The sequence below is a fragment of the Starkeya sp. ORNL1 genome, assembly GCF_012971745.1.
Lineage (GTDB): Bacteria > Pseudomonadota > Alphaproteobacteria > Rhizobiales > Xanthobacteraceae > Ancylobacter.
This window is the reverse complement of the sequence record NZ_CP048834.1, coordinates 2424774-2450282: the sequence shown is the minus strand read 5'-3', so window position 1 is coordinate 2450282 and position 25509 is coordinate 2424774. Positions and strand designations below refer to the sequence as shown.

The window sequence follows — 25509 nt, the reverse complement described above, 5'->3', positions numbered from 1 at the left end:
CGTTGAGGAGTGCCTCGATAGCTTTGTCATATTCCCGAACTGTCGGGGTAAGTGGGGGCACTTGCAATGAAGAAGCTCTACGTAACGCCGCGACTCGAAAAGAGCGGGCGTCTGTCCGCCGTGACCGCTGGCGCGAATTTTTCCGGCAAGAAGGCCAAGCCGGTCGGGTAGCGGCGAGGCACGCTCTCCGCTCGTTTTCATCGCTGGCAACCAGATGGTCGCATCGCCGGCGGACGGCGTTGTCTGGCCTTACGCTGAGGAGCGCATATGAAAAAGCCGTACGCACGTCCGGTCGTCACGAGATCCGGCCAGCTTTCCGCGGTGACCGCGGGCGCGAACTTTTCCGGCAAGAAGGCCAAGCCGACAACCTAGTCAAGGCGTAAGCCCGACGAAGCTTTGATCCTACACCTGAGGAGCTCATATGAAGAAGTCATATACTCGTCCGGCACTGGTAAAGTCCGGTCAGCTTTCCGCCGTTACTGCCGGCGCAAACTTTTCCGGCAAGAAGGCCAAGCCGCTCTGATCTGACGACGGCGTCAACCCGACGAAGTTTTGGTCCTACACCTGAGGAGGTCATATGAAGAAGTCATATACTCGTCCGGCATTGGTGAAGTCCGGACAGCTTTCCGCCGTTACTGCCGGCGCGAATTTCTCCGGCAAGAAGGGCAAGATCGAATAGCCATCAAGACGATGGGTCGGTTCTGATCGCCACCTGGGGCGCTCCTGTGCAGGGGCCATATGTGCGTCCTGTGTTGGCGATGGGGGAAAGCTTTCCACCGTGACAGCCGGGGCAAATTTCTCCGGCAAGAAGGGCAAGGCGGCCCCGAATTGATGACGGAGTCCATGAAGTTGGATCTCGTTATCTTCGATTAGATGATGGAGCGCCTGGGGAGGGCGCTCTAGTGCGGCAACCAAGGAGTTCCTATGAAGAAATCCTATGCACGTCCGACACTGATGCGTTCCGGGCAGCTTTCTGCTGTCACCGCGGGCGCCAATTTTTCCGGAAAGAAGGCCAAGCCCGCTCCGTAGTAGCAGTGGATCTGGCCTTTAAATGAGACGAAACGCCGGTCGGAATGTTGGCGGAACAACATTCCGCAGTCTTTACTCAAGGAGCTGGCATGAGAAAGATCTATACACGCCCGACGTTGGCGAAATCCGGGCAGCTTTCAGCTGTAACCGCGGGTGCGAATTTCTCCGGCAAGAAGGGCAAGCCTCCGGCGTAGCCGGACTTGAACAGGACATCAGCATGAGCAAGGTCTATATGACTCCGCTTCTTGTTAAGCGGGAGACACTTTCCGCGGTGACCGCGGGTGCGAACTTTTCCGGCAAGAAGGCCAAGCCGACCTGATCAGGACGTTCGTTGGATGATTGCGAGGGGCCGCGCGAGCGGCCCTTTCGCTTTTCCGGCGATTGGCAATGGTAGCGAGGTTGGGTTCGATCGGCACGCCGCCTGCTCAACGACCCCCCAACCCGGCGTGAGCACAAATACCGTCAGCGCCTTGAAGGCCCCTCGTCGCGCCGACGATCAGTTCGAGGGATCACTGCATCGGTGCGGCATCTGTTCTGCAAAATTGCGGATCGGTGAGGGATCGCAAATTGCGAGCCTGCGATTAGCTGTCGGCTAGCTAAGAAAGCTTGTCCGCAACCGCTATCCCCGGGGTGCACGTGAAGAAGATCGGTTTCCTCTCCTTCGGCCATTGGTCCCCCACCAATCATTCGCAGACCCGCTCGGCCGCCGACACGCTGCTGCAGTCCATCGAGCTTGCCGTCGCCGCCGAAGAGCTGGGGGCAGACGGGGCGTATTTTCGTGTCCACCATTTCGCGCGCCAGCTCGCCTCGCCGTTTCCGCTGCTCGCGGCGGTCGGCGCGAAGACCAGCCGGATCGAGATCGGCACCGCGGTCATCGACATGCGCTACGAGAACCCGATGTACATGGTGGAGGACGCCGGCGCGGCGGACCTCATTGCCGGCGGGCGCCTGCAGCTCGGCATCAGCCGCGGCTCGCCCGAGCAGGTGATCGATGGCTGGCGCTATTTCGGCTACGCCCCGGCCGAGGGGCAGAGCGACGCCGACATGGGCCGGCACCACGCCGAAGTGTTCCTCGACCTGTTGAAGGGCCAGGGCTTCGCAGAACCCAATCCGCGCCCGATGTTCGCGAACCCGCCGGGCCTGCTGCGCATCGAGCCGCATGCCGAAGGGCTGCGCGAGCGGATCTGGTGGGGCGCATCCTCGAACGCCACCGCGGTCTGGGCGGCGAAGCTGGGGATGAACCTGCAAAGCTCGACGCTGAAGGAAGACGAGAGCGGGGAGCCCCTGCATATCCAGCAGGCGAAGCAGATCCGCGCCTATCGTTCAGCCTGGAAGGAAGCGGGCCATGCACGCCAGCCGCGCGTGTCGGTCAGCCGCAGCATCTTTGCCCTGGTGAGCGATGAGGATCGCACCTATTTCGGCCGCTCGGGGCAGGAGGCGGATTCGATCGGCTATATCGATGAGCGCACGCGGGCGATCTTCGGCCGCTCCTATGCGGCCGAGCCGGACAGGCTCGTTGAGCAGCTGAAGGCGGACGAGGCCATTGCCGAGGCCGATACGCTGCTGCTCACCGTGCCGAACCAGCTCGGGGTCGCGTACAACGCCCACGTCATCGAGGCGATCCTCACGCATGTGGCACCCGCCATGGGCTGGCGCTGAGCCGTCCTGTTGCGCTGCGGGCCGACATGGGCTTCGCTCCATCAGGCGCATGGCATGTCCGGCGCAATGGAGGGGCGATCATGGCCTCGCAGAACGACCTGCGCATCAAGCGCATCTATGAGCCGGCGGAGGCGGGTGACGGTGCGCGGGTGCTCGTCGACCGGGTCTGGCCGCGCGGCGTGACCAAGGAGGCCGCCGCGCTCACGCTCTGGCTGAAGGACGTCTCGCCTAGCACCGAGTTGCGCAAATGGTTCGGGCATGAGCCGGAACGCTGGGATGAGTTCCGCCGGCGCTATCATGCGGAGCTGGAGCAGGATCAGGATGGGCTCGCCGAGCTGCGGGAGCTGCGCGGGAAGGGCAGGGTGACCTTGCTCTACGGCGCGCACGACACCGAGCACAACCAGGCCGTCGCGCTGCGAGACTACCTGCTGGCGCACCACTAGGGACCTGACGGCCGGCGATCCGGTGCAATCGCGCGGGCGATGCCGCCCGCGCGATCGTCCGGCCTGTCAGGCGGCCAGCAGTTCGTCGGTCGGGCCGAAGAACTCGAAGTGGATGCGGTCCGCGGGCACGCCGACCGTCTGCAGATCGCGCACCATGCTCCGCAGGAACGGCCGCGGGCCGCACAGGAAGATGTCCGCGGCGTGTAGCGGGGTGTTGGCACTCAGCCAGTCCGTGGTGATGAAGCCGGTGATGTCATGGGTCTCGCCGGGTGCGTCGCCCGCCTGCGGTTCGCTGTAGAAATTGGCGATGGTGATCCGCCCGTGCCGCTGCGCGAGCGAGCGGACGTGATCGTCCATCGCATGCGTGGCGCTGCTCATGGTGCCGTGGACATAGTGCGCCTCGAGCCCGGGATGCTCCGCCGCGATGGTCTCGATCATGCTGACCATCGGCGTGAGCCCGACGCCGCCGGACAGCAGCACCACCGGCCGCTGCGGCGCTTCGGGCAGGAAGAATTCGCCTGCCGGGGGCGTCACTTCAAACACGTCGCCGACGCCGACATGGTCGTGCAGGAAGCGCGAGCCGCCCTTGCCGCTCGCCTCCCGCTTCACCGAAATCCGGTAGTGATCCCCGTTCGGCGCGCACGAGATCGAATAGTTGCGCTTCATCGCCGGCTCTCCGGCGGGGCCGAAGCGCAAGGTCAGGTACTGGCCGGGCCTGTGCCTCAGCACCGGCTTGCCGTCGGCCGGGCGCAGGACGAGCGAGGTGATGACGCTGCTCTCGCGGACCTTGTCGGCGACGACGAACGGACGCCAGCCATCCCACCCGCCCTCGAGCTGCTCGATCTCCTCGCGGATCGTTGCCTCCCGGCCTTTCAGGATCTCGGCCAGGAACCAGTAGGCTTCGCCCCAGGCCTTGATGATGTCGGGCGTCGCAGCCTCGCCGAGCACTTCGGAGATGGCGCCGAGCAGCGCCTCGGCGACGAAGGGATAGTGCTCCGGCAGGATATGATAGCCGACGTGCTTGTGGGCGATCCGCTCGACCGCGGAAGCCAGCGCGCCGAGATTGTCGATGTTCCGCGCATAGGCGAGGACCGCCGCCGCCAGCGCGTGGACCTGCGTGCCGCCGTCGCCCTGGTTTGCCTGGTTGAACAGCGCCCGGATGTCCTCGCGTTCGAACAATCGCCGGTACATCGTCCGGGTGATGGCCGGGCCGTGCTCGGCCAGAGCGGGGACTGTCGCCTTGACGAGCGCGATCGCTTCCGCGCTGAGCGGATGTGTCATTTCAACTATTCCTTCCAGACGAGCGGGGATTATCCGGCGAGACCGACCAGCCTTGGCGTCTCTCCGGCCGGGTCGGTCGCCGGCGTCGCCCGCAGTCGCAGGGCGCTCTTGAGCGTCTCGGCGATCCGGCGTGCCTTGACCTGCATCGCCGCCGCGACCTCGCGGGGCAGCATTTCGGAGGTGGTTTCCGTCCACAGCGCCAGCCAGCGCTCGAACAGCTCCGGCGTGATGCGGTGGGCGTGCAGGAGATGGATGACGACAGGATTTCCCTTGTAGCGTCCGCTCGTCAGCATGACGGAGGACCAGAAATCCCCGAGCCGCTGGAGGTGATCGGTCCAGTCGTGGACGGCATCGTTGAAGAGCGGACCGAGCTCGTCGTCCCGCCGCACCTTCTCATAGAACCGGGCAAGGAGCGCCGGGAGAACGGCTTCATCCAGGGGAGGCGCGGCATCCATGCTTCACCTAATCATTCATCTGATCTGAATGTATCGGCGCAATGGAAAACATGCAATAAGAATGAATGTTATCGACTCGCGACAGAGGCGCGCGGCATGAAGCTGACACGCTACACCGACTACGCGATGCGGGTGGTGATCCACCTCGGCACCCATGAGGGGAGGCTGGCGTCGATCCTCGAGATCGCGCGGGTCTACGACCTGTCGCATCCGAACCTGATGAAGGTGGTGCAGGATCTCGGGCACGCTGGCTATGTCGAGACTGTGCGTGGCCGCAATGGCGGCGTTCGGCTGGCGCGCCCGGCCGATCAGATCAATCTGGGCGAACTCGTCCGCCACACCGAGGCCGGCTTCCAGCTCGTCGATTGCGAAGGCTGTCTGATTTCCCCCGCCTGCGGTCTCCCCGGCATTCTCGCCGAGGCGACCCGTGCTTTCCTCGGCGTGCTCGACAAATACACGGTTGCCGACCTGCTGGTGCGCCGCTCCGCGCTGCGCCAGCTGTTCGCCATAGCGGAACCGGAAGTCGAGCGGAGCTAGAGCATTTCCCGATCAGATGGAATCATCTGATCGAAGAGGAATTGCTCCAGTCTATTGAATCTAGAGCGCTTTCTTGTCGTTCGGCTGTTTCCATCCGATCGACTAGGGCTCTAGAGGCGCCGGGCGTGCCATGCTACGTGGTCGGCCATGAAGGTCGAGATGAAATAATAGGAATGGTCGTATCCCTCGCGCATGTTCAGGGCGAGGGGAATTCCCGCGGCCCGGCAGGCGTCGTCCAGCAGTTCCGGGCGCAGGCCGGTGGCGAGGAAGGGATCGGCGGCACCCTGGTCGACCAGGAATTCGGGAAAGCGCTTGCCGTCCTCGATCAGTGCGACGGCGTCGTAGGCGCGCCAGGAAGCTTCGTCCGCGCCGAGATACTTCGTCAGCGCCGGACGGGACCAGTCCGCCGTCGACGGCTGCACGATCGGCGCGAAGGCCGAGCAGCTCTTGAAGCGGTCCGGATGCTTCAGCGCGATGGTGAGCGCGCCGTGCCCGCCCATGGAATGGCCGAAAATGCCTTGCCGGCTCATGTCCGCCGGGAACTGCGCCGCGATCAGCGCGGTGAGTTCCTCGACGATGTAGGAATACATCCGGTAGTGCGCGGCATAGGGCTCCTGCGTGGCATCGAGATAGAAGCCGGCGCCGCTGCCGAACTGCCAGTTCTCCGGTTCGTCCGGCACGTCGACGCCACGGGGGCTGGTATCCGGCGCGACAATGATCACGCCATGCTCGGCCGCCGCCGCGCGGTATTCGCCCTTCTCCATGACATTGGCATGGGTGCAGGTGAGGCCGGACAGATACCACAGCACCGGCACGGGCGAGTGCTCAGCCTGCGGCGGCACGAAGACCGCGAAGGTCATCTGCGTGCCGGTGACGGTGGACGCGTGCCGGTAGACCCCCTGCACGCCGCCGTGCGACGTCGCCTTGGAGACCGTCTCCATCGGTAGATCACCCATCAATAGATCACCACCGAGCGGATCGACTTGCCTTCGTGCATCAGCTCGAAGGCGGTGTTGATCTCATCGAGCGGCATGGTGTGGGTGATCAGGTCGTCGATGTTGATCTTGCCCTCCATGTACCAGTCGACGATCTTCGGCACGTCGGTGCGCCCGCGCGCGCCGCCAAAGGCGCTGCCGCGCCAGTTGCGGCCAGTGACGAGCTGGAACGGGCGGGTGGAGATCTCCGCGCCGGCCGGCGCCACGCCGATGACGATGCTGGTGCCCCAGCCGCGGTGGCAGGCTTCCAGCGCCTGGCGCATCACGTTCACATTGCCGGTGCAGTCGAAGGTGAAATCGGCGCCGCCGTCGGTCAGGTCCTGGATCGCGGAGACCACCTTGTCGTTGCCGACATCCTTCGGGTTGATGAAGTCGGTCATGCCGAACTTCGTGGCCATCGCCACCTTGGCGGGATTGATGTCGACGCCGATGATCTTGTCGGCGCCGACCATCCGCGCGCCCTGGATCACATTGAGGCCGATGCCGCCCAGGCCGAACACCACCACATTCGCGCCCGGCCACACCTTGCCGGTGTAGACCACCGCGCCGATACCGGTGGTGACGCCGCAGCCGATGTAGCAGATCTTGTCGAACGGGGCGTCCTCGCGCACCTTGGCGAGCGCGATCTCCGGCAGCACGGTGAAGTTCGAGAAGGTCGAGCAGCCCATGTAATGGAAGATCTCCGAGCCTCGGCCATTCACTGCATCACAGGAGAAGCGTGAGGTGCGGTCCGGCATCAGGCCCTGGCCCTGGGTGGCGCGGATCGAGGTGCACAAATTGGAGCGCTGCGACAGGCAGGTTTTGCACTGCCGGCATTCCGGCGTGTAGAGCGGGATGACGTGATCGCCCACCTTCAGCGAGGTCACCCCTGCGCCGATTTCGCGCACGATGCCGGCACCCTCATGACCGAGGATCGCGGGGAACTTGCCCTCCGAATCGAGACCGTCGAGGGTGTAGGCATCGGTATGGCACACCCCCGTCGCCATGATTTCGACCAGCACCTCGCCGGGCTTCGGCCCGCCGATCTCGATGGTCTCGATGGTCAGCGGCTTCTTGGCTTCCCAGGCGACGGCGGCACGCGACTTCATGGAGCGGGCTTCTCTCTGTGATGGGGAAAAAGACCGGGCAGGTCGGATTGTGACGTAGACATAGGTGATGTCGGCAGGCTCATCCATCCCTAGTTTGATCGTGGCCATCCGGGCGCGCGGCGCGTGACGGCGAGGGCCGTTGCCCTATACACGCAGGGATAGCCGCCATCGTGCCGCCAATCGGCGGCATCATGCAGATGAGACGGAGGCGGCGCGCCGCCGACAGCTTCGTACCCGGAGAATGCACGCCATGACCGCCTATGCCTCGCTCTCCAGCCATTTCGGCCGCATCGCGGCGATGGGCAACGCCATCGGCATCCTGCAATGGGACAACGACGCCATGATGCCGAAGGGCGCCGCCGGCAGCCGAGCGGAGAGCATGGCACTGCTGCGGGTGCTCCAGCACGAGATGGCGGTCGATCCGCGCATCGGGGACTGGCTAGGCGAGGCGGAGACGAGCGACAGCCTCTCGGAGTGGGAGCGAGCCAATCTGCGCGAGATCCGGCGGGCGTGGACCGTGCAGACCGCATTGCCGGCCGATCTGGTGGAAGCCTCCAGCAAGGCGACCTCGGCCTGCGAGATGGCGTGGCGGCAGGCGCGTGCCGATTCCGATTTCGTCGGCCTGCTGCCGCTTCTCACCGAGGTCCTGAAGCTGCAGCGCGAGGCCGGCGTGGCCAAGGGCGAGAAGCTCGGCCTTTCCGCCTATGACGCCCTGCTCAACGACTACGAGCCGGGCGGACGCTCCGCGAAGATCGACGCGCTGTTCGACGACCTTGCCGGCTTCCTGCCGGGCTTCGCCGAGGAAGCGCTCGCCGCGCAGGCACGCCGTCCGGAGTTGCCGCCGCTTGAAGGGCCGTTCCCGGTCGAGGCGCAGCGCCGGCTGGGCCTGAAGATCATGACGGCGCTCGGCTACGACTTCGACCGCGGGCGGCTCGACATCTCGACCCACCCGTTCTGCGGCGGTGCCGACAATGACGTGCGCATCACCACCCGCTATGACGAAGCCGATTTCAGCAAGGCGCTGATGGGCGTGATCCACGAGACCGGCCACGCGCTCTATGAGCAGGGTCGCCCCGCCGCCCATATGAGCCAGCCGGTCGGGCACGCCCGCGGCATGAGCATCCATGAGAGCCAGTCGCTGCTGATGGAGATGCAGGCCTGCCGCAGCCGTGAATTCCTCGCCTTCGCCGCGCCACTGATGCGCGAGGCTTTCGGCGCTTCGGGGCCGGCGTGGGAAGCCGATGCGCTATGGCGGCGCTACACGAGGGTGGAGCGCGGTTTCACCAGGGTCGATGCCGACGAGGTGACCTATCCGGCACACGTGATCCTGCGCTACCGGCTGGAGAAGGCGCTGATCGCCGATGCCATGCCGCTCGCCGAACTGCCGGCCGCGTGGAACGCCGGGATGCAGGAACTGCTCGGCATCACCCCGCCCAATGACCGGCTCGGCTGCCTGCAGGATATCCATTGGCCGAGCGGCGGCTGGGGCTATTTCCCGACCTACACGCTCGGCGCGATGACCGCCGCCCAGCTGTTCGACGCGGCCTGCCGTGCCGAGCCCGACACGCTGCCGGGCATCGCCCGCGGCGACTTCGCGCCGCTGGTCGGCTGGCTGCGCAGCAACATCCATGCGCAGGGCTCGCGCTTCGAGACCGACGAACTGCTGACCCGCGCCACTGGCCGCCCGCTCGATGCGAGCGTGTTCAAGGCGCATCTCGCCCGACGCTATCTCGGCGCGGAGTAGGCCGTTTCCCGCGTCATGGTCGGCCTTGTGCCGTCCTGAATCGAAATCCCCGGCACGAGGCCGGGGATTTCGGTCGAACGACGATTGACCGGTCGGGCTCCCGGAACGCAGCCGGCTACACGACCGCTTACTGCCCGCCACCCAGCGTGTGCACGTATACGGTCAGCGCCTTGATCGTCCCCTCGTCGAGGCGGCCGGTCCAGGCCGGCATGGTGGCGCCGCGGCCGTTGGTGATGCCGGCGACGATGGTGGCGCGGTCGGAGCCGTAGAGCCAGATGGCGTCGGTGAGGTTAGGCGCGCCGAGCTCCGGATTGCCCTTGCCCTCCGCGCCGTGGCAGGCGGCGCAATTGGCGGCGAACACCTCCTTGCCCTTCTCGATCTGCGCATCCGGCGCCGGCGGCAGGCCGGCGATGGAGCGTACATAGTCGGCGGCGGCGAGCACCTCGGCGCGGGGCAGGATGCCGTCGCGCCCGAAGGCCGGCATGTCGCCCATGTGCGCGTTCGGATCGGCCGAGCGGGCGCCGTGGCTGATGGTGGCGTGGATCTGGTCCAGCGTGCCGCCCCAGAGCCAGTCGTCATCGTTCAGGTTGGGATAGCCCTTGGCGCCGCCACCGCCCGCGCCATGGCACGGCGCGCAATTGTCGCCGAATGCGGCGCGGCCCTGCGCTCGGGCGAAGGCGAGCAGTTCCGGGTTCTGCTCGATCTCCTGGAGCGAGGCCGCCTCCAGCTTGCCGGCGAAGGCGGCGCGCTGGGCTCGCAGATCGGCGAGCTGGACCTGCACCGCCTCGCGCGAATTCCAGCCGAGCATGCCCGACGTGTAGGTGCTGACCAGCGGCCAGGCGGGATAGACCACCCAATAGCCGACGGACCAGACGATGCAGGCATAGAAGCTCCACAGCCACCAGCGCGGCAGCGGGTTGTTCAGTTCGCGGATGCCGTCCCACTCATGGCCGGTCGTCGACACGCCGCTGACGGTGTCGACCTCGTTCGCATTTCTGTGCGGATGCGTATCGGTCATGCTCAGTCCTCGCTCAGCGGCATGCGGGCGGCGTCGTCGAACTGGCGCTTGCGCTTGGGCGCGAGCGCATAGGCGAGCACGCACAGGAAGACGCCGACGAAATAGAGGAGCCCCCAGGTCTGGGCGAACTCGGCAAAGGCACGGTAGGTCTCGTCCATCGGTGCCTCCTCAGCGCACGTTCGCCTTGTCGTCATAGAGCTTGAAGTCGACCATGGTGCCGAGCGCCTGGAGATAGGCGATCAGCGCATCGGCCTCGGAGATCGTCCGGGGATCGCCGTCGAAGTCGCGGGCCTGGGCGCCGGGGTAGCGCTTCTGCAAAGCGCGGGCGTCGGCGTCCTGCGTCGCCTGGGTGCGCAGGTCGGCGATGGCGCTGTCGATCATCTCGGCGCTGTAGGGCACGCCGAGCGTGGCGTTCACCTTGATGTCGTCGCCGATCGAGGAGGTATCGAGCCGGTTCTGCGCCAGGAACGGATAGCCGGGCATGATCGAGCCGGGCACCACCGAGCGCGGATCAGCGAGATGCTGGCGCTGCCACTCGTCGGAATATTTGTTGCCGACGCGGGCAAGGTCCGGCCCGGTGCGCTTGGAGCCCCACTGGAACGGCCGGTCATACATGCTCTCGGCGGCCAGCGAGTAGTGGCCGTAGCGCTCCACCTCGTCACGCAGCGGGCGGATCATCTGGCTATGGCAGTTGTAGCAGCCCTCGCGCACATAGATGTTGCGACCGGCGAGTTCCAAGGGCGTCCAGGGACGCACGCCCGAGACCTGCTCGATCGTGCTCTTCAGGTAGAACAGCGGCACGATCTCGACGAGCCCGCCAATGGCGATGACGATGAGGATGCCGAACACCAGCCAGAGCGAGTTCTTCTCGAAGAAGGCGTGCCGGGCCCAGATGGATTTCTTCTGCGTGGCGGTTGCCATGGGGGCCTCCTATTCGGCCGGCACGAGGGCGGGACCGGCAGCCGCGGCGCTTTCGGCCTGCTCCTCCGGTTCGCGGATGGTCATCCAGACATTGAAGGCCATCAGCAGCGCTCCCACGAGGAACAGCACGCCGCCGGTGGCGCGGATGACGTAGAACGGATGCATCGCTTCCACGGTCTCGATGAAAGAGTATTCGAGGAAGCCGAGCGAGGTATAAGCGCGCCACATCAGTCCCTGGAGGATGCCGGACACCCACATCGCCGAGATGTAGAAGACGATGCCGAGTGTCGAGATCCAGAAGTGCCAGTTGATCAGCTTGAGCGAATACATCTCGCGGCGGTGCCAGAGCCACGGCACCAGGCAATAGATCGCGCCGAACGAGATATAGGCGACCCAGCCGAGTGCGCCGGCATGGACATGGCCGATGGTCCAGTCGGTGTAATGGCTGAGCGAGTTCACCGCCTTCACCGACATCATCGGGCCTTCGAAGGTGGCCATGCCGTAGAAGGCGACCGAGACCACCATGAAGCGCAGCACCGGGTCGGTGCGCAGCTTGTCCCACGCTCCGGACAACGTCATCAGGCCGTTGATCATGCCGCCCCAGCTCGGCATCCACAGCATGATCGAGAAGGTCATGCCCAGCGTCTGCGCCCAGTCGGGCAGCGCGGTGTAGTGCAGATGGTGCGGGCCGGCCCAGATATACAGGAAGATCAGCGCCCAGAAATGGATGATGGAGAGCCGGTAGCTATAGACCGGCCGGTTCGCCCGCTTCGGGATGAAGTAATACATGATGGCGAGGAAGCCGGCGGTGAGGAAGAAGCCGACGGCATTGTGGCCGTACCACCATTGCACCATGGCATCCTGCACGCCCGACCAGACGATGTAGGATTTCGGCGAGTAGATCGACACCGGGATGGCGGCGTTATTGCCGAGGTGCAGCACCGCGATGGTGACGATGAAGGCGAGGTAGAACCAGTTGGCCACATAGATGTGGGGTTCCTTGCGCCGCCAGATGGTGCCGATGAAGACGACGAAATAGGTGACCCACACGATGGTCAGCCAGAGGTCGGCGTACCATTCCGGCTCGGCGTATTCCTTGCCTTGGGTGATGCCGAGCAGATAGCCGGTGCCGGCCAGCAGAATGAAGAAATTGTAGCCCAGCACGACGAACCAGGGCGCGAGGTCGCCGACGAGCCGCGCCCGGCAGGTCCGCTGCACCACATAGAAGGAGGTGGCGATCAGCACGTTGCCGCCAAAGGCGAAGATCACCGCCGAAGTGTGCAGCGGGCGCAGCCGGCCGAAGGCGGTCCAGGCGAGATCGAGGTTCAGCGCCGGGAAGGCGAGCTGGAAGGCGATGACGACACCGACCAGGAAGCCGGCAATGCCCCACACCATCGCGGCGATGGTGGCGAACTTCACCGGCCCGAAATTATAGTTCGGCTTGCCGTCGATCTCGAGCGGCGGCAGCGCCGCCGGCCGGTCGACATAGCGGTTCAGCACCGCGAACACCGTGATGAGGCTGGCCAGCGCCGACAGATAGGCGTGGAACGCATAGCCATCGTCATGGGTGCCGGCTGCGACAAGCAGCGAGCCGAGCGCCAGCAGGGCGAACAGGAAGGCGAGACCCGCCTCGCCCAATGTCAGTTGCTTGCCGGAGGTGACTGGTGGGCTCACGCCCGGGCTGGGCGACAACTCGGTCTTCATCGTGCTCTCCGAAAGGCGCGGCTTTGCGGTCTTGCGGAGGCAAACTAGGCAAGCCGTCCCAGCTCTCATTGATTCTGATCAATGGCGCTTGAGCCTCCCGCCATCATCTTTGCTCCGGCCGGCACACTGGCGTCGGCGGCATTGCGCGCTACGCTCGGGCATCTCATCGCGCGCAGGAGATCGGGATGGACGACATTGCGACGCGCCGGCACGGACGCTTCGAGCACTTCGTGCAAAGGGCGCGAGAGTTGCCGCCAATGCCGACCGCGATCGTCCATCCCTGCGATGCGGCGGCGGTCTCGGCCGCCATCGAGGCGCGCGACGAAGGTCTGATCGAGCCAGTGCTGGTCGGCCCGGAGCACAAGATCGGCGCCGCCGCTCGCCAGGCGGGACTATCGCTCGCCGGTATCCGCATCGAGCCGACCGAGCACAGCCACGCCGCCGCGGCACATGCCGTCGCGCTTGCCGCGGCCGGGAAGGTGGATGCGCTGATGAAGGGCAGCCTGCATACCGACGAACTGCTGGGCGCGGTGGTCGCGCCGCCATCGGGCCTGCGCACCGAGTGGCGGGTCAGCCATGTCTATGCGCTGGACGTGCCGGCCTATCCGAAGCCGCTGATCATCACCGACGCCGCGGTCAACATCCAGCCGGGTTTGGCGGAGAAACGGGACATCTGCCAGAACGCCATCGACTTCCTCCATGTGCTCGGCGTCGCCGAGCCGCTGGTGGCGGTGCTGGCCGCGGTTGAAACCGTCAATCCGGCGATGCCCGCAACCATCGATGCCGCGGCGCTGATGGTGATGGCGATGCGCGGGCAGATCACCGGCGCCAAGGTCGACGGGCCGCTGGCCTTCGACAACGCCATCAGCTTCGACGCGGCGCGCATCAAGCAGATCGTCTCGGCGGTCGCCGGGCAACCCGACATCCTCGTCGTGCCCGACCTCGAGGCCGGCAACATGCTGGCGAAGCAGCTCATCTATCTGGCAGGCGCCGATCCCGCCGGCCTCGTGCTCGGCGCGCGCGTGCCGATCATTTTGACCAGCCGGTCGGATTCGCTCAAAGCGCGGCTGGCGTCCACCGCGCTCGCCAGGCTGGTGTCGGATCGGCGCAAGGCGGCGATGATGCCCTGACCGATGAGGGTGCCGTGGTTACGACGTGACGGACAGCCGGTCGTCGACCGAGGAGACACCGGGCGTTGTCGCGGCGGCGTGGCGGATGGCCTGGCGCTCACGCGCATCGTGTACCTTGCCCTCGAGCGTCACGCTGTTGCCCTTCACCTCGATCTTAAGCGCACCGGCGCTTTCCTCGGCCGCTTGCCGCAGTGCGTCGCCGATGCGGCGACGGATGTTCTCGGCGTGAACGCGCGGCTCGATCTTGATGAGGTTGACGATGACGCAGTCGCCGGCGGTCTTCCGGACGATGTCCTCGGCGGCGATCTGGCCGGCCTGGGACCTGACATGGCCGGTCAGCGTCACGGTTTGGCCGTCGAACGCGACATTGATGCTCGCCTCATCCGCGCTGTGTTCACGCGCGAGCCCGTCCATGATCTGTTGGCGCAGTTCGTTGAGCCTCATGATATTTCTCCGATGCTGGGCGTGAATGGCCCGGCCTGAGCAATCATCGACGCGGTGAGCAGATCAAAAGCCGGCACCGGCCGCGTTGATCTCGGTCAAATGCGACAATGCCGCGAGGCGCATCGCGGCGCATGCATTCAGTCGGCCCCGCCGAGCTCGATGCCGGCAGGCGCGGAGCTGTCGATCCGCGTGCCCCGCTCGCCGCGGACGATGGCAAGCGCATCGCCGAGCTGGCCGATGGCAGCCGGCCGTCCGGTGCCGCTGGCGAATTCGCACGCCGCCGCGATCTTCGGCCCCATGGAACCGGCCGGGAAGCTGCCGCTTGCCAGCGCCGCCGGGTTCGCCCGCCGGATCGCGCGTGCAGCCGGGGTGCCATAGTCGAGATAGACGGCATCGACATCGGTCAGCAGCAGCAGCATGTCGGCGCCGAGCTCGGTTGCCAGCAGGGCGCTGGCGAAATCCTTGTCGATCACCGCCTCGACGCCGGCCAGGCTGCCGTCGATGCGCTCGACCACCGGGATGCCGCCGCCGCCCGCGCAGATGACGAGCACGCCCTGCTCCACCAGCATGGATATGACGCGCGCCTCCATGATCTGCAGCGGCCTCGGGGAAGCCACGACGCGGCGCCAGCCGGCGCCATCGGCGGCGACCTGCCATTTGCGCTCCCGCGCGAGATGGCGAGCGGTTGCCTCGTCATAGACCGGGCCGATCGGCTTGGTCGGGCGGCTGAACGCCGGATCGTCGGCGGCCACGCGCACCTGCGTCAGCAGCGTCGCGATCAGCCTGCCGCGCAGCAGGCCGCCAAGCTCCTGCTCGATGAGATAGCCGATCATCCCCTCGCTCTCGGCACCGAGTACGTCGAGCGGATAGGCGCCGTCCGCGGGGCCAGCCGCCGCCTGCAAAGCGAGCAGGCCGACCTGCGGGCCGTTGCCATGGGTGATGATCAGCGAATGACCGGCTTCGACCAGCTCGGCCAGCGCCTGCGCCGCGCGCCGGATATTGGCGCGCTGGTTCTCCGCGGTCAGCGGTTCTCCCCGGCGCAGCAGCGCATTGCCGCCCAGCGCGACGACGATGCGCATGCTCAGCCCCCGATGGTGGCGACGAGGATCGCCTTGATGGTGTGCATGCGGTTCTCGGCCTGGTCGAACACGATCGAGGCCGGGGATTCGAAGACCGCGTCGGACACCTCCATGCAGTCGATGCCGAACCGCTTGGAGATGTCGGCGCCGACCTCGGTCCCGGTGTCATGGAACGCCGGCAGGCAATGCATGAACTTGGCGTAGGGGTTGCGTGTCGCCGCCATCACCGCCGGCGTGACCCGGTAGGGTTCGAGCAGGCGGATGCGCTCGCCCCACGCGCTCTCATCCTCGCCCATCGAGAGCCAGACATCGGTGTAGAGGAAGTCGGCGCCCCTGACCGCATCCTCGACCTTCTCGGTGAGCGTGAAGCGCGCCCCGCTTGCCTGTCCCAGAGCATCGAGATGCTCGATGAAGGCCGGGTCCGGCCACAGTGCGCGGGGCGCGGCGATCCGCATGTCGATGCCGACCTTGGCGGCGCCGATCGCCAGCGAGCGCGCGACATTGTTGCGGCCGTCGCCGAGGAAGGTCACCGCCATGTCGGAGAGATGCTTGTGGGTGAATTCCCGCATCGTCATGAAGTCGGCCAGCGTCTGGGTCGGGTGCGACTCGTCCGTGAGCCCGTTATAGACCGGCACCCCGGCGTGGGCGGCCAGCGTCTCCACCACGCCCTGGCCGAAGCCGCGATACTCGATGGCGTCATAGATGCGCCCAAGCACGCGGGCGGTGTCCTTCATCGATTCCTTGTGGCCGATCTGGCTGCCGCTCGGCCCGAGATAGGTCACGTGCGCGCCCTGGTCATAGGCCGCCACCTCGAAGCCGGTGCGGGTCCGGGTGGAGTCCTTCTCGAAGATCAGCGCGATGTTCTTGCGCGTCAGGCGCGGCTCTTCGAAGCCGCCGGTCTTGGCGCTCTTGAGCTCAGCGGCGAGGCGCAGCAGGAAGCGGATCTCGGCGGGGGTGAAGTCGTCGAGCGTCAGCACGCTGCGCCCATGGAGGTTGATCGGCATTGCGGTTGCTCCGAAGGGTCAGATGGCGTCGCGGATGAGCGGGCAGGTCATGCAATGCCCGCCGCCGCGGCCGCGGCTGAGCTCGGCGCTGTCCACCGTGATGACCTCGATCCCGGCGCGGCGCAGCAGCGTGTTGGTGTAGACGTTGCGGTCGTAGCCGATGACGACGCCGGGCTCGACGGCGATGACATTGTTGCCGTCGTCCCATTGCTCGCGTTCCGCCTCGTAGCTGTCGCCGCCGGTGGCGACGACGCGCAGCGTCTTCAGCCCGAGCGCCTCGGCGACGACGGCGGTGAATGGCGCCATCTCCTCCACCACCTCGATCGTGCCCTCATTGGAGCCCGGCCGCAGCGAGAAGGTGCGGATGCGGTCGACCACCTGAGGGTAGAGCGTCACCAGATCGCGGTCGCAGAAGGTGAACACGGTGTCGAGATGCATGTAGCTGCGGTCGCGCGGCATCAGTGCCGCGACCACGCGCGTAGCGGTGCCGGCAGCGAAGAGTTGCTTCGCCAGCGCGCTCACCGCCTGCGGCGTGGTGCGCTCGCCCATGCCGACCAGCACGACGCCGCCGCCCACCGGCATGACGTCGCCGCCTTCGAGCGTGGCGCCGCCGGGCTCGGACAGCAGGGTGAAGTCCCGGTCGCGGAAGCGCGGATGGAAGCGGTAGATGGCTTCCACATTGGCTGCTTCCGGCCGTCGCGCCGGCCAGTACATGGCGTTGACGTTCACCGTGCGATAGATCCAGCAGGAGCTGTCGCGGGTGAAGAGCTGGTTGGGCAGCGGCGGCAGGACGAAGTCCTGCGGCGCCAGGGCTCGCCCGCTGAGGTCCGCCGGCGTGAAGGGCAGCTCGGCACGCGCGATGCCGCCGACCAGGAAGGTCGACAGTTCGGCGGCGGGCATGGCGTCGAGCCAGCTGCGCAATTCGTCCGCCAGGTCCCAGTCCACCACCGCCGGATCCAGGCGGCGATCGAGCAGCCAGTTGCGGGCCTCGGGCTGGGCCATGGTCTCGGCCAGCATGTCGCCGAGATCCTGCACCACCACGCCGCGCTCGCGCAGCGCATCGACGAAGACGTCGTGCTCTTGGCGGGCCCGCTTGACCCAGAGCACGTCGTCGAACAGCAGGGCGCGGCAATTGGCCGGGGTGAGGCGGCGCAGGCTGAGGTCGGGGCGATGGACCAGCACCTCGCGGAGCCGGCCCACCTCGGAGTGAACACCAAGCGTGGTCATGATCTGTCCAATCAAAGCGGGCTGACAGCGCCGGTCCACATCTCGTAGGCGGCGAAGATGCCGACCGCGAGAAGCGCGAGCGCAAGGATCGCTTCGGCCGGATGGAAGGTCCGCTGCGCGGTCTCCCGCCGGGCCCAGATGTAGAAGGGGATGCCGACCGCGTAGAGCACGGCGCACATGAAGAGGTAGGCGGGGCCGGCGGCATAGACGAGCCAGAGGCCGTAGACGGTGGCGAGCAGCCCGAGCAGCATCGCGCCGGTGCGCGCCTCTCCCGCATGGTAGCTCTCGCCGGTCATTGCGAGCTTGGCGGCATAGGCTCCGGAGAAGATGTAGGGCACCAGGATCGCCGCCGACGCGATCGAGAACAGCGCCTGATAGGTGCTCTGCGCGAACAGGGTGATGATCAGGAAGACCTGCACCAGGGCGTTGGTGACCAGCAGCGAGGCTGACGGAACGCCACGGGCGCTCTCGTGGCCGAAGAATTTCGGCATGGTGCCGTCGCGCGCTGCGGCGTGCGGGATCTCGGCCGCCAGCAGCGTCCAGCTCAGGAAGGCGCCGAGCACCGAGACGACGAGCGCGATATTGATGAGCACCGCGCCCCAGGGGCCGACCACATGCTCCAGCACGCCGGCCATGGAGGGGTTCTTGAGCGCGGCGAGATCCGGCTGCGTCAGGATGCCGAGCGAGAGCAGCGAGACCAGGGCGTAGAGCGCGAGGCAGGTGAAGAAGCCGAGGATCGTCGCCGCCGAGATGTCGCGCCGGCGCTCCGCCCGCGCCGAGAACACGCTCGCGCCCTCGATGCCGATGAACACCCACAGCGTGACCAGCATGGTGCTCTTGACCTGCGCGGCGATGGTGCCGAGATCGGCGTTGCCCATGCCGGTGAGGTCGAGCGAGAAGACGTCGAGCTTGAATGCCACCGCGACGATGCCGACGAACAGCACGATCGGCGCGATCTTGGCCACGGTGACGATCAGGTTGACGATCGCCGCCTGTCGCAGGCCGGAGAGGATCAGGCCGTGGACGATCCACAGCATGATCGAGCCGCCCAGCACCGCCTGCCAGGTGTTGCCGTCGCCGAAGGCCGGGAAGAAATAGGACAGCGCGCTGAACACCACGACGGCGTAGGAGACGTTGCCGACCCAGGCGCTGATCCAGTAACCCCAGGCGCTGTTGAAGCCGACAAAGGCACCGAAGCCGGCCTTGGCATAGGCATAGGGGCCGGCGTCGAGCTGCGGCTTGCGGACGGCAAGCGACTGATAGACGAAGACCAGCGCCAGCATGCCGACAGCGGTGATCGCCCAGCCGATGAGGATAGCGAGCGGCCCGGCGCCCGCCGCCATGTTCTGCGGCAGGCTGAAGACGCCGGATCCCACCATCGAGCCGATGACCAGCGCGGTGAGCGCGCCGAGCCGCAGCTTGCGGCCGCCAGTGGTCGCAGCCGTTTTTGATGCGGGTACATCGAAGTCTGTCGTGACCATTGATCGCCTCCTCCAATGCGGACTGGTTGACCGCATTGGAGACCGGATCGGTCATCGCCACGTTGACCCGGATCAATCGCGCCTCACGACGTAGACCCGCCAAGACGAGAGCGCGCCATCGCAAGTTGTCAGGGCTGAAATCGTGCCGGCCGAGCGCCCGGACGCTCCGCATTGATCATGATCAATGCGGAGGGCGCAGGCGGGGCACCAATTGAAAACAACGACGTCAAATTGAAAAGGTGGAGGAAAGCCATGAACGCAGCTGACATCATGACCAGGGACGTTGTCACGGTCCATCCGGACACGTCCGTGAAGGAGATCGCCGAAACGCTTGCCACAAATGCCATCAGCGCGGTGCCGGTGGTCGACCGCGAGGGCCATCTCGTCGGTATCGTGAGTGAAGGCGACCTCCTGCATCGGCGGGAGACCGCGACCGAGCGCCGGCGTTCCTGGTGGCTGCTGCTGTTCGCCGGGAATGACATTCTCGCCCAGGACTACGTCAAGTCGCACGGCCAGAAGGCCAGCGATGTGATGACGCGGCACGTGTTGAGCGTGGACGAGACGACCCCGCTGGAAAACATAGCGAGCCTGCTGGACAAGGCGGGCATCAAGCGGGTGCCGGTGCTGGCCGGCGGCAGGCTGGCGGGCATCGTCAGTCGCGCCGATCTGGTGCAGGCGCTGGTGCGCGCCAAGCGGGACGAACCCGGCCGCGGCGCGCGGAGCGACCACGAAATCCAGATGGATCTCGACGCGCAGATGAAGCGCGAGCCCTGGGCGCATTCGCTCTGCATCGTGACGGCGGTGCGCGACGGAACCGTCGAACTGCTCGGCCGCGCGGTCTCCGAAGACCAGCGCAGGGGCCTCATCGTGCTGGCAAAGAACATCGCCGGCGTGAAGCACGTCGAGGACAGGCTGCTGGTGCGAAGCTACGCGGAAGACTGACGGCGTGGCCGCATGCGCGATTTCGTGGCCGGTCAGGCCGGCCATTTCCCACGTCATGGCCGGCCTTGTGCCGGCCATCTCGGCTTCTGACGTGCTGTCGGGGAACGAGATCCCCGGCACAAGGAGATGCCGTAAACAGCCTCGCACTCACTGCGCGCTGAGCAGTGCCTTGCGGAAGCGCAGCAGCGCCAGGGTGAAAAAGGCGGCGCCGATGGCGACGAGCGCCAGCAACTGCGGCCATATGACGGCCAGTCCCGCACCCCGATAGAGGATCGCCTGCGACAGCGCGACGAAGTGCGTCGAGGGCGAGAACTGCATCACCTGCTGGAGCCATTCCGGCATGCTCTCCATCGGCGTCGTGCTGCCCGACAGGAGGTTCATCATGATCAGCACCGGCATGACGATGAGGCCGAACTGCGCCATCGAGGTCGAAAGCGTGGCGACGAGGATGCCGAGCGCGGTCACCGAGAACAAATAGAAGGTGCTGGCGAAGACGAACAGCGGGATCGAGCCGGCTACCGGAACGCCGAGCAGCCGCTCGACCACGACGAGCAGCGACAGCGTCGATGCCACGACGATGACGAGGCCGTTCGCCCAGATCTTGGCGAGCATGATCTCGACCGGGGTCACCGGCATGACCAGCAGGTGCTCGATGGTGCCGTGCTCGCGTTCGCGGATGAGCGCGGCGCCGGACAATATCACCGCCATCATGGTGACGTTGTTGATGACCTGCATGACCGCGGTAAACCAGGCGGACTTGAGGTTGGGGTTGAACTTGGCGCGCACGACGAGGTCGACGGCCTGCGCCTGGGCGAGGCTTGGGAAGGCCGCCGCCACTTCCTGCAACAGGATGTTCTGGATGTAGGACGCGCCGTTCCCGGCCTGCGACATCGCGGTCGCGTCGATGTTGATCTGCACCGAGGGGCGGCGGCCGGCGATCACGTCCTGCTCGAACTTCGGCGGGAACTCGATGACGAAGACGAACCGCCCGGAATCCATCACGGCGTCGATCTCGTCGGCACCGATGAGCACCGGCTCCTTGAAGAAGGGCTGCAGCAGCGCGTCGCGCAACCGCTGCGAGAGCATCGAGTGATCCTCGTCCACGATCGCGACGGCGGCATTCTCCACTTCGAACTTCGCCCCGGTCGCCACCGTATAGACCGCGATGGTGAAGGTGTAGACGATCAGCGCCATCAGTACCGGATCGGCCTTGAGACTGTAGAGCTCCTTGATGCCGAGGCGCAGGATGCGGGCGAGACGGGCGATCATGTCAGGCGCTCCGCTTGCGCAGCGCTGCCATCGCCGCGCCGATGAAGCCGAGGGCGAACAGGCCGAGCACCGCGATATTGGGCCAGAGATCGGCGAAGCCGAGGCCCTTGGCGAACACGCCAACACTCACCGGCTGGTACCACGCCGCCGGAAAGGCGAGGCCCATCAGCCGCGCCCCGCCGGAGAGCGAGGACACCGGCACCAGCAGCCCGGAGAAATTGACCGCCGGCACGATGGCGATGATGGCGGTGGCGAAGATCGCCGCCACCTGGCTCGACACGAAGCTCGACACGAACAGGCCGAAGCCGGTGGTGGCGACGACATAGAACAGCGAGCCGACCACAAGCGTGGCGAACGAGCCCTTGAGCGGCACGCCGAACACGAACAGCGCCAGCAGCACCAGCGTCAGGAAGCTGATGAAGGCGATGGCCGCATAGGGCAGTTGCTTGCCGAGCAGGAACTCGACCTTGGTAACCGGGGTCGACTGGAAATTGGTGATCGAGCCGGTTTCCTTCTCCTTGACCACGCCGAGCGCGGCCATGATGGAGGGGATCAGCACCAGCATCAGCACGATGACGCTGGGCACGATCGCGTTCACGCTCTTGAAGGCCTGATTGTAGCGGAAGCGCGTCTCGATCCCGATCGGGAACGGTGCGGCGTCGCTGCCGGTGCGGCGCATGGTGTCATCGGCGAGATAGGTCTGTGCCAGCCCGGTGATGTAGCCGCGCGTGGTCTCGGCGCGAAACGGCATGGCGCCGTCGAGCCAGACGCCGACTTCCGGCCGGAGGTCGCGCAGCAGATCCTTGCCGAAGCCGGACGGCACCTCGATCGCGACCGTCAGTTCGCCGCTCTTCATCCGGGCGTCGAGTTCGTCGGACGAGCCTATCGCCGCGTGCTCGTCGAAATAGCGCGAGCCCTGGAAGCTCTCCAGCAATTGCCGGCTCTGCGCGCTCTGGTCCTGGTCGAGCACGGCGTAGGGCAAATGTTCGACATCGAAGGAGATGCCGTAGCCGAAGGTGAGCAGCAGCAGCGCCGGACCGAGCAGGGCGAAGGCGAGGCGGGCCGGGTCGCGCAGGATCTCCAGCGTCTCCCGCCGCGCATAGGCCCAGAGCCGGCCCGGATCGAAACGCCGCTGCCGGGCAGGGGCCGCCGGGCGTTCGCGGGCCGGAGCAGCGGCCTCGCGCCCCGTCGCCGCGTCGCGTCCCATGCCGGCCTCCTCAAGCACGGCGATGAAGACCTCCTCGAGCGAGGTCATGCCGCGCGCCTGCTTCAGCTCCGCCGGGCTGCCGACGGCGAGCACCTTGCCGGCATGCATGAGCGAGATGCGGTCGCAGAGCTCGGCTTCGTTCATGAAATGGGTGGACAGGAAGATGGTGACGCCGTCCTGGCGGGAGAGCTCGATCAGCGTGCGCCAGAATGTGTCGCGGGCAACGGGATCGACGCCCGATGTCGGCTCGTCGAGGATCAGTATCTCCGGCCGGTGGATCACCGCGACCGCCAGCTGCAGCCGCTGGCGGATGCCGAGCGGCAGGCTCTCCGGGCGCACGTCGGCGACCGTCTCCAGGTCGAAGCGCGCCAGCATCTCGGCGACGCGGGCCTCGATGTTAGCGATCTGGAACAACTGGGCGTGCAGCACCAGATTCTGCCGCACCGTAAGCTCGGCATAGAGCGAGAAGGCCTGCGACATGTAGCCGACGCGCCGGCGGGTCTCCATGTCCCGTCCGTCGAGCGGCTGGCCGAACAGGCGGGCCTCGCCCTCGCTCGCCGGCAACAGGCCGGTGAGCATCTTCATGGTGGTGCTCTTGCCGCTGCCATTGGAGCCGAGGAAGCCGAAGATCTCGCCTTTCTCGATGCGGAAGTTCACATGGTCCACCGCGACGAACCTGCCGAAGCGCCGGGTGAGCCCCTCCGCCTCGATGGCCGGCGCGCCGTCATGCACCACGCGCGCAATGTCCGGCAGCGGTACGTCGACGGCGCGCTCGGCTTCCGGCAGCAGCGCGACGAAGGCGCGCTCCAGCGTCGCCTCGCCCGCCTGCCGCAGGATCTCCTGCGGGGTGCCGGTGGCGATGATGCGCCCGCCATTCATGGCGGCGAGCCAGTCGAAGCGCTCGGCCTCCTCCATATAGGCGGTGGCGACGATGACGCTCATGCCGGGCCGGCGGGCGCGCATGTCCGCCATCAGTTCCCAGAACTGCCGGCGCGACAGCGGATCGATGCCGGTGGTCGGCTCGTCGAGTATGACGAGGTCGGGATCGTGGATCAGCGCCGCGCAGATGCCGAGCTTCTGCTTCATGCCGCCGGAGAGCTTGCCGGCCGGGCGCTCGCGGAACGGCGCGAGGCCGGTCGCCAACAGCAATTCGTCGATGCGGGCGCGGCGTTCCTGCGCACCCTGCCCGAACAGCCGGCCGAAGAAGTCGAGGTTCTCCGCGACGCTCAGCGTCGGATAGAGGTTGCGGCCGAGGCCTTGCGGCATATAGGCGATGCGGGCGCCGACGGCGCGGCGCGGCGATGCCTGGTCCATATCCTCGCCGAGCACATGGACGCTCCCGCGCTGGATTCGGGTGACGCCGGCGGCGATGGAGAGCAGGGTCGATTTGCCGACCCCATCCGGACCGATGAGGCCGGCCATGCAGCCGGCGGGAACCGCGATATCGATCGTGTCCAGCGCGACGGTCTTGCCATAATGGTGGGCGACGCCGTCGAACGCGATGACGGCATCACTCATTGCGGCAGCTTCACGGCCAGCTCGGCCGGCCACTCGGTAGTGCGGCTGGTGCGCACATAGGCGAGGCCGCGCACGCCGGTCTTCACCCGATCCTCATATTGCTTGAGCAGCTCGGGCGCGATGGTGAGCTTGACGCGGAACATCAGCTTCTCGCGCTCGTCCGCGGTCTCCACCGATTTCGGTGTGAATTGCGCGCCGGCGGCGACGAAGGAGACGGTTGCCGGCACCACATAGTCCGGCGCCGGATCGAGCACGATGCGCGCCTCGTCGCCCAGCGCCAGGCGGCCGGCGACGCGTGCCGGCAGGAAGACCGTCATATAGACGTCGGACAGGTCCAGCAGCGTGACGATCGGCGCACCCGCCGCGACCACTTCGCCGGATTGCACCAGCTTGTATTCGACCCGGCCGCGCCGCGGCGCCTTCAATACGGAATCGTCCAGCAGCGAGCGGATGCGCGCGACATCGGCGCGGGCGGCATCGGCGGCCGCGTGCGCCTCGTCGAGGCCGGCGAGCGCCGCGCGGTGAGCGGCCTCGGTGACGTTGAGCTGGCTCTGCCGCAGATCGAGCTGCTGTTCCGTGCCGTAGCCGCGCTCCTTCAGGGTCGCGGCGCGTTCGTGCTCCTGTCGCGCGAGGACACGTTCGGCGTCGCGCTGCACGATGGCGGCGTCGGCCTCGGCTATCGCCTTGTCGGCGCGCCGTACCTGCGCATCCGCGCCGGCGAGCTGCGCCTCGAGCTCGGAGGTGTCCATGCGCGCCACCACGGCACCGGCTTCCACCGTCTGGCCCTCGGAGGCAAGCACCTGCGCCACCCGGCCGGCGAGCTTCGCGGCGACCAGGACCTGCTCGGCTTCGATGCGGCCATTGGTGGAGACGATGTCTTGCGGCAACCGCTTGCCGCCGACCCGGTCCCACAGGGCCCGCAGGCGCCCGCCGAGGTTGGGCTCGTCGGGCGCAGCAGCGGCCGGGCCGGCCGCGGTGAGCGCCACGGAAAGGATCAGGATGGCGAGCGGGAGGCGGCGACGATGGCGCGGCATGCTCGAGGATCTCCTCACGGAAGATAGCGGGATAATCGCGCCTATGCCGCCCCGGCCGCAACCCTTGGCGTTCGGACAGTGGCCTCGATCGCCAGCGGCTTGCCGAACGCACGCACCACCGCAGCCTTCATCCTATTGGCCATAGCCGAGCTCCTTCGTCGATGAAGGCAGGCTAGGCGCACCGGCCGGCATGCGCTTTGACCCGGATCAACGGAGCTGCCTGCAATCCCGCCTGTTGAGCGAGATCAAGGCCAGTTTCGGCTCATGACATAGCCTGCCCTGGCGACTTGGAAATCGGCC

The 25509-nt window shown here is 66.6% G+C and carries 24 protein-coding genes and 1 pseudogene; 9 read left to right on the top strand and 16 right to left on the bottom strand.

The window, feature by feature from the left end; genetic code table 11:
- Positions 1–421 precede the first annotated feature (421 nt).
- The 5 genes from G3545_RS29505 to G3545_RS11790 all read left to right on the top strand — a co-directional run bounded on the left by G3545_RS29505 (position 422) and on the right by G3545_RS11790 (position 3131).
- Positions 422–523, top strand: a complete 102-nt coding sequence (locus G3545_RS29505) for a putative RiPP precursor (RefSeq protein WP_206151423.1) — start codon at positions 422–424, stop codon at positions 521–523.
- Between the two features lie 54 nt (positions 524–577).
- Positions 578–679 carry a putative RiPP precursor gene (locus tag G3545_RS29500; protein ID WP_206151422.1) on the top strand — a complete coding sequence of 34 codons (102 nt, stop codon included), beginning with the start codon at positions 578–580 and terminating at the stop codon, positions 677–679.
- Positions 680–1246: 567 nt separating this feature from the next.
- Positions 1247–1348, top strand: a complete 102-nt coding sequence (locus G3545_RS11800; RefSeq protein WP_170012771.1) for a putative RiPP precursor — start codon at positions 1247–1249, stop codon at positions 1346–1348.
- Positions 1349–1665: 317 nt separating this feature from the next.
- Positions 1666–2688, top strand: coding sequence for an LLM class flavin-dependent oxidoreductase (locus G3545_RS11795; RefSeq protein ID WP_170012769.1), 1023 nt, complete (start codon positions 1666–1668; stop codon positions 2686–2688).
- 80 nt (positions 2689–2768) lie between these two features.
- Entirely contained in the window at positions 2769–3131 is a 363-nt protein-coding gene (locus G3545_RS11790) for a DUF488 domain-containing protein (RefSeq protein ID WP_170012767.1), read from the top strand.
- 66 nt (positions 3132–3197) lie between these two features.
- Here G3545_RS11790 and hmpA read toward each other — a convergent pair whose 3' ends face one another.
- Together hmpA and G3545_RS11780 are read right to left on the bottom strand one after the other, a co-directional pair.
- Positions 3198–4412 (bottom strand): NO-inducible flavohemoprotein, encoded by a 1215-nt coding sequence (hmpA, locus tag G3545_RS11785; protein WP_170012765.1) that lies wholly within the window; start codon positions 4410–4412, stop codon positions 3198–3200.
- 29 nt (positions 4413–4441) lie between these two features.
- A complete protein-coding gene (locus G3545_RS11780; protein WP_170012763.1) occupies positions 4442–4867 on the bottom strand; it encodes a group III truncated hemoglobin in 426 nt (141 codons plus the stop codon).
- 96 nt (positions 4868–4963) lie between these two features.
- Between G3545_RS11780 and G3545_RS11775 the strand changes: the two genes are divergently transcribed.
- On the top strand, positions 4964–5404 hold the full coding sequence (locus G3545_RS11775; RefSeq protein WP_170012761.1) for an Rrf2 family transcriptional regulator: 441 nt from the start codon (positions 4964–4966) through the stop codon (positions 5402–5404).
- 110 nt (positions 5405–5514) lie between these two features.
- On the opposite strand, the gene fghA is transcribed toward G3545_RS11775, so the two are convergent.
- Both fghA and G3545_RS11765 read right to left on the bottom strand, forming a co-directional pair.
- The gene (fghA, locus tag G3545_RS11770) at positions 5515–6360 is read right to left on the bottom strand and encodes an S-formylglutathione hydrolase (protein WP_246702790.1); all 846 of its coding nucleotides are present in this window, start codon (positions 6358–6360) and stop codon (positions 5515–5517) included.
- Positions 6360–7487, bottom strand: a complete 1128-nt coding sequence (locus tag G3545_RS11765) for an S-(hydroxymethyl)glutathione dehydrogenase/class III alcohol dehydrogenase (protein ID WP_170012759.1) — start codon at positions 7485–7487, stop codon at positions 6360–6362. The genes fghA and G3545_RS11765 overlap by 1 nt, the downstream gene beginning before the upstream one ends.
- A 250-nt stretch (positions 7488–7737) precedes the next feature.
- Here G3545_RS11765 and G3545_RS11760 point away from each other — a divergent pair, with 250 nt between their 5' ends.
- Positions 7738–9231, top strand: a complete 1494-nt coding sequence (locus G3545_RS11760; RefSeq protein ID WP_170012757.1) for a carboxypeptidase M32 — start codon at positions 7738–7740, stop codon at positions 9229–9231.
- A 127-nt stretch (positions 9232–9358) separates the two neighbouring features.
- Here G3545_RS11760 and ccoP read toward each other — a convergent pair whose 3' ends face one another.
- The 4 genes from ccoP to ccoN are packed head-to-tail and all read right to left on the bottom strand — an operon-like array spanning position 9359 to position 12874.
- Entirely contained in the window at positions 9359–10249 is an 891-nt protein-coding gene (ccoP, locus tag G3545_RS11755) for a cytochrome-c oxidase, cbb3-type subunit III (RefSeq protein WP_170012754.1), read from the bottom strand.
- 2 nt (positions 10250–10251) lie between these two features.
- Entirely contained in the window at positions 10252–10407 is a 156-nt protein-coding gene (locus G3545_RS11750; RefSeq protein ID WP_170012752.1) for a cbb3-type cytochrome c oxidase subunit 3, read from the bottom strand.
- A gap of 10 nt (positions 10408–10417) precedes the next feature.
- Positions 10418–11170: a cytochrome-c oxidase, cbb3-type subunit II gene (gene ccoO, locus G3545_RS11745; protein ID WP_170012750.1), complete on the bottom strand. Its 753-nt coding sequence runs from the start codon at positions 11168–11170 to the stop codon at positions 10418–10420.
- 9 nt (positions 11171–11179) lie between these two features.
- Positions 11180–12874, bottom strand: coding sequence for a cytochrome-c oxidase, cbb3-type subunit I (gene ccoN, locus G3545_RS11740; RefSeq protein WP_246702789.1), 1695 nt, complete (start codon positions 12872–12874; stop codon positions 11180–11182).
- Between the two features lie 179 nt (positions 12875–13053).
- On the opposite strand from ccoN, the pseudogene G3545_RS11735 reads away from it, so the two are divergent.
- A pseudogene (locus tag G3545_RS11735) lies at positions 13054–14004 on the top strand (bifunctional enoyl-CoA hydratase/phosphate acetyltransferase); the annotation flags it as partial.
- A gap of 18 nt (positions 14005–14022) precedes the next feature.
- Here G3545_RS11735 and G3545_RS11730 read toward each other — a convergent pair.
- The 5 genes from G3545_RS11730 to arcD all read right to left on the bottom strand — a co-directional run bounded on the left by G3545_RS11730 (position 14023) and on the right by arcD (position 19239).
- Positions 14023–14448: a BON domain-containing protein gene (locus G3545_RS11730; RefSeq protein ID WP_281411711.1), complete on the bottom strand. Its 426-nt coding sequence runs from the start codon at positions 14446–14448 to the stop codon at positions 14023–14025.
- Between the two features lie 137 nt (positions 14449–14585).
- Complete coding sequence (gene arcC, locus G3545_RS11725; RefSeq protein ID WP_170012744.1) at positions 14586–15527, bottom strand: carbamate kinase; 942 nt, start codon at positions 15525–15527, stop codon at positions 14586–14588.
- Between the two features lie 2 nt (positions 15528–15529).
- The gene (gene argF, locus G3545_RS11720) at positions 15530–16531 is read right to left on the bottom strand and encodes an ornithine carbamoyltransferase (protein ID WP_170012742.1); all 1002 of its coding nucleotides are present in this window, start codon (positions 16529–16531) and stop codon (positions 15530–15532) included.
- Positions 16532–16549: 18 nt separating this feature from the next.
- Entirely contained in the window at positions 16550–17758 is a 1209-nt protein-coding gene (locus tag G3545_RS11715; RefSeq protein ID WP_170012740.1) for an arginine deiminase, read from the bottom strand.
- Positions 17759–17769: 11 nt separating this feature from the next.
- Positions 17770–19239 (bottom strand): arginine-ornithine antiporter, encoded by a 1470-nt coding sequence (gene arcD, locus G3545_RS11710; protein WP_170012738.1) that lies wholly within the window; start codon positions 19237–19239, stop codon positions 17770–17772.
- A 177-nt stretch (positions 19240–19416) separates the two neighbouring features.
- Here arcD and G3545_RS11705 point away from each other — a divergent pair, with 177 nt between their 5' ends.
- Positions 19417–20181, top strand: coding sequence for a CBS domain-containing protein (locus tag G3545_RS11705; RefSeq protein ID WP_246702882.1), 765 nt, complete (start codon positions 19417–19419; stop codon positions 20179–20181).
- Positions 20182–20328: 147 nt separating this feature from the next.
- Here the strand turns inward: G3545_RS11705 and G3545_RS11700 are convergent, their stop codons facing one another.
- Genes G3545_RS11700 through G3545_RS11690 form a run of 3 tightly spaced genes read right to left on the bottom strand, consistent with a single transcriptional unit; the run spans position 20329 to position 25209 of the window.
- Positions 20329–21450: an ABC transporter permease gene (locus G3545_RS11700; protein ID WP_170012734.1), complete on the bottom strand. Its 1122-nt coding sequence runs from the start codon at positions 21448–21450 to the stop codon at positions 20329–20331.
- A 1-nt stretch (position 21451) separates the two neighbouring features.
- Positions 21452–24175 carry a ribosome-associated ATPase/putative transporter RbbA gene (gene rbbA, locus G3545_RS11695; RefSeq protein WP_170012732.1) on the bottom strand — a complete coding sequence of 908 codons (2724 nt, stop codon included), beginning with the start codon at positions 24173–24175 and terminating at the stop codon, positions 21452–21454.
- Positions 24172–25209, bottom strand: coding sequence for an HlyD family efflux transporter periplasmic adaptor subunit (locus G3545_RS11690; RefSeq protein ID WP_170012730.1), 1038 nt, complete (start codon positions 25207–25209; stop codon positions 24172–24174). The genes rbbA and G3545_RS11690 overlap by 4 nt, the downstream gene beginning before the upstream one ends.
- Positions 25210–25509 lie beyond the last annotated feature (300 nt).

Excerpts from the sequence above, each read along its gene's own strand:
- hmpA (WP_170012765.1), bottom strand. The coding sequence starts at position 4,412 with ATGACACATCCGCTCAGCGCGGAAGCGATCGCGCTCGTCAAGGCGACA.
- ccoO (WP_170012750.1), bottom strand. The coding sequence starts at position 11,170 with ATGGCAACCGCCACGCAGAAGAAATCCATCTGGGCCCGGCACGCCTTC.
- G3545_RS11750 (WP_170012752.1), bottom strand. The coding sequence starts at position 10,407 with ATGGACGAGACCTACCGTGCCTTTGCCGAGTTCGCCCAGACCTGGGGG.
- G3545_RS29505 (WP_206151423.1), top strand. The coding sequence starts at position 422 with ATGAAGAAGTCATATACTCGTCCGGCACTGGTAAAGTCCGGTCAGCTT.
- G3545_RS11790 (WP_170012767.1), top strand. The coding sequence starts at position 2,769 with ATGGCCTCGCAGAACGACCTGCGCATCAAGCGCATCTATGAGCCGGCG.
- G3545_RS11730 (WP_281411711.1), bottom strand. The coding sequence starts at position 14,448 with ATGAGGCTCAACGAACTGCGCCAACAGATCATGGACGGGCTCGCGCGT.
- arcD (WP_170012738.1), bottom strand. The coding sequence starts at position 19,239 with ATGGTCACGACAGACTTCGATGTACCCGCATCAAAAACGGCTGCGACC.
- G3545_RS11800 (WP_170012771.1), top strand. The coding sequence starts at position 1,247 with ATGAGCAAGGTCTATATGACTCCGCTTCTTGTTAAGCGGGAGACACTT.
- G3545_RS11780 (WP_170012763.1), bottom strand. The coding sequence starts at position 4,867 with ATGGATGCCGCGCCTCCCCTGGATGAAGCCGTTCTCCCGGCGCTCCTT.
- arcC (WP_170012744.1), bottom strand. The coding sequence starts at position 15,527 with ATGCGCATCGTCGTCGCGCTGGGCGGCAATGCGCTGCTGCGCCGGGGA.
- G3545_RS29500 (WP_206151422.1), top strand. The coding sequence starts at position 578 with ATGAAGAAGTCATATACTCGTCCGGCATTGGTGAAGTCCGGACAGCTT.
- ccoP (WP_170012754.1), bottom strand. The coding sequence starts at position 10,249 with ATGACCGATACGCATCCGCACAGAAATGCGAACGAGGTCGACACCGTC.
- G3545_RS11775 (WP_170012761.1), top strand. The coding sequence starts at position 4,964 with ATGAAGCTGACACGCTACACCGACTACGCGATGCGGGTGGTGATCCAC.
- G3545_RS11760 (WP_170012757.1), top strand. The coding sequence starts at position 7,738 with ATGACCGCCTATGCCTCGCTCTCCAGCCATTTCGGCCGCATCGCGGCG.
- rbbA (WP_170012732.1), bottom strand. The coding sequence starts at position 24,175 with ATGAGTGATGCCGTCATCGCGTTCGACGGCGTCGCCCACCATTATGGC.
- argF (WP_170012742.1), bottom strand. The coding sequence starts at position 16,531 with ATGCCGATCAACCTCCATGGGCGCAGCGTGCTGACGCTCGACGACTTC.
- G3545_RS11715 (WP_170012740.1), bottom strand. The coding sequence starts at position 17,758 with ATGACCACGCTTGGTGTTCACTCCGAGGTGGGCCGGCTCCGCGAGGTG.
- fghA (WP_246702790.1), bottom strand. The coding sequence starts at position 6,360 with ATGGGTGATCTACCGATGGAGACGGTCTCCAAGGCGACGTCGCACGGC.
- G3545_RS11690 (WP_170012730.1), bottom strand. The coding sequence starts at position 25,209 with ATGCCGCGCCATCGTCGCCGCCTCCCGCTCGCCATCCTGATCCTTTCC.
- G3545_RS11705 (WP_246702882.1), top strand. The coding sequence starts at position 19,417 with ATGATCAATGCGGAGGGCGCAGGCGGGGCACCAATTGAAAACAACGAC.
- G3545_RS11700 (WP_170012734.1), bottom strand. The coding sequence starts at position 21,450 with ATGATCGCCCGTCTCGCCCGCATCCTGCGCCTCGGCATCAAGGAGCTC.
- ccoN (WP_246702789.1), bottom strand. The coding sequence starts at position 12,874 with ATGAAGACCGAGTTGTCGCCCAGCCCGGGCGTGAGCCCACCAGTCACC.
- G3545_RS11765 (WP_170012759.1), bottom strand. The coding sequence starts at position 7,487 with ATGAAGTCGCGTGCCGCCGTCGCCTGGGAAGCCAAGAAGCCGCTGACC.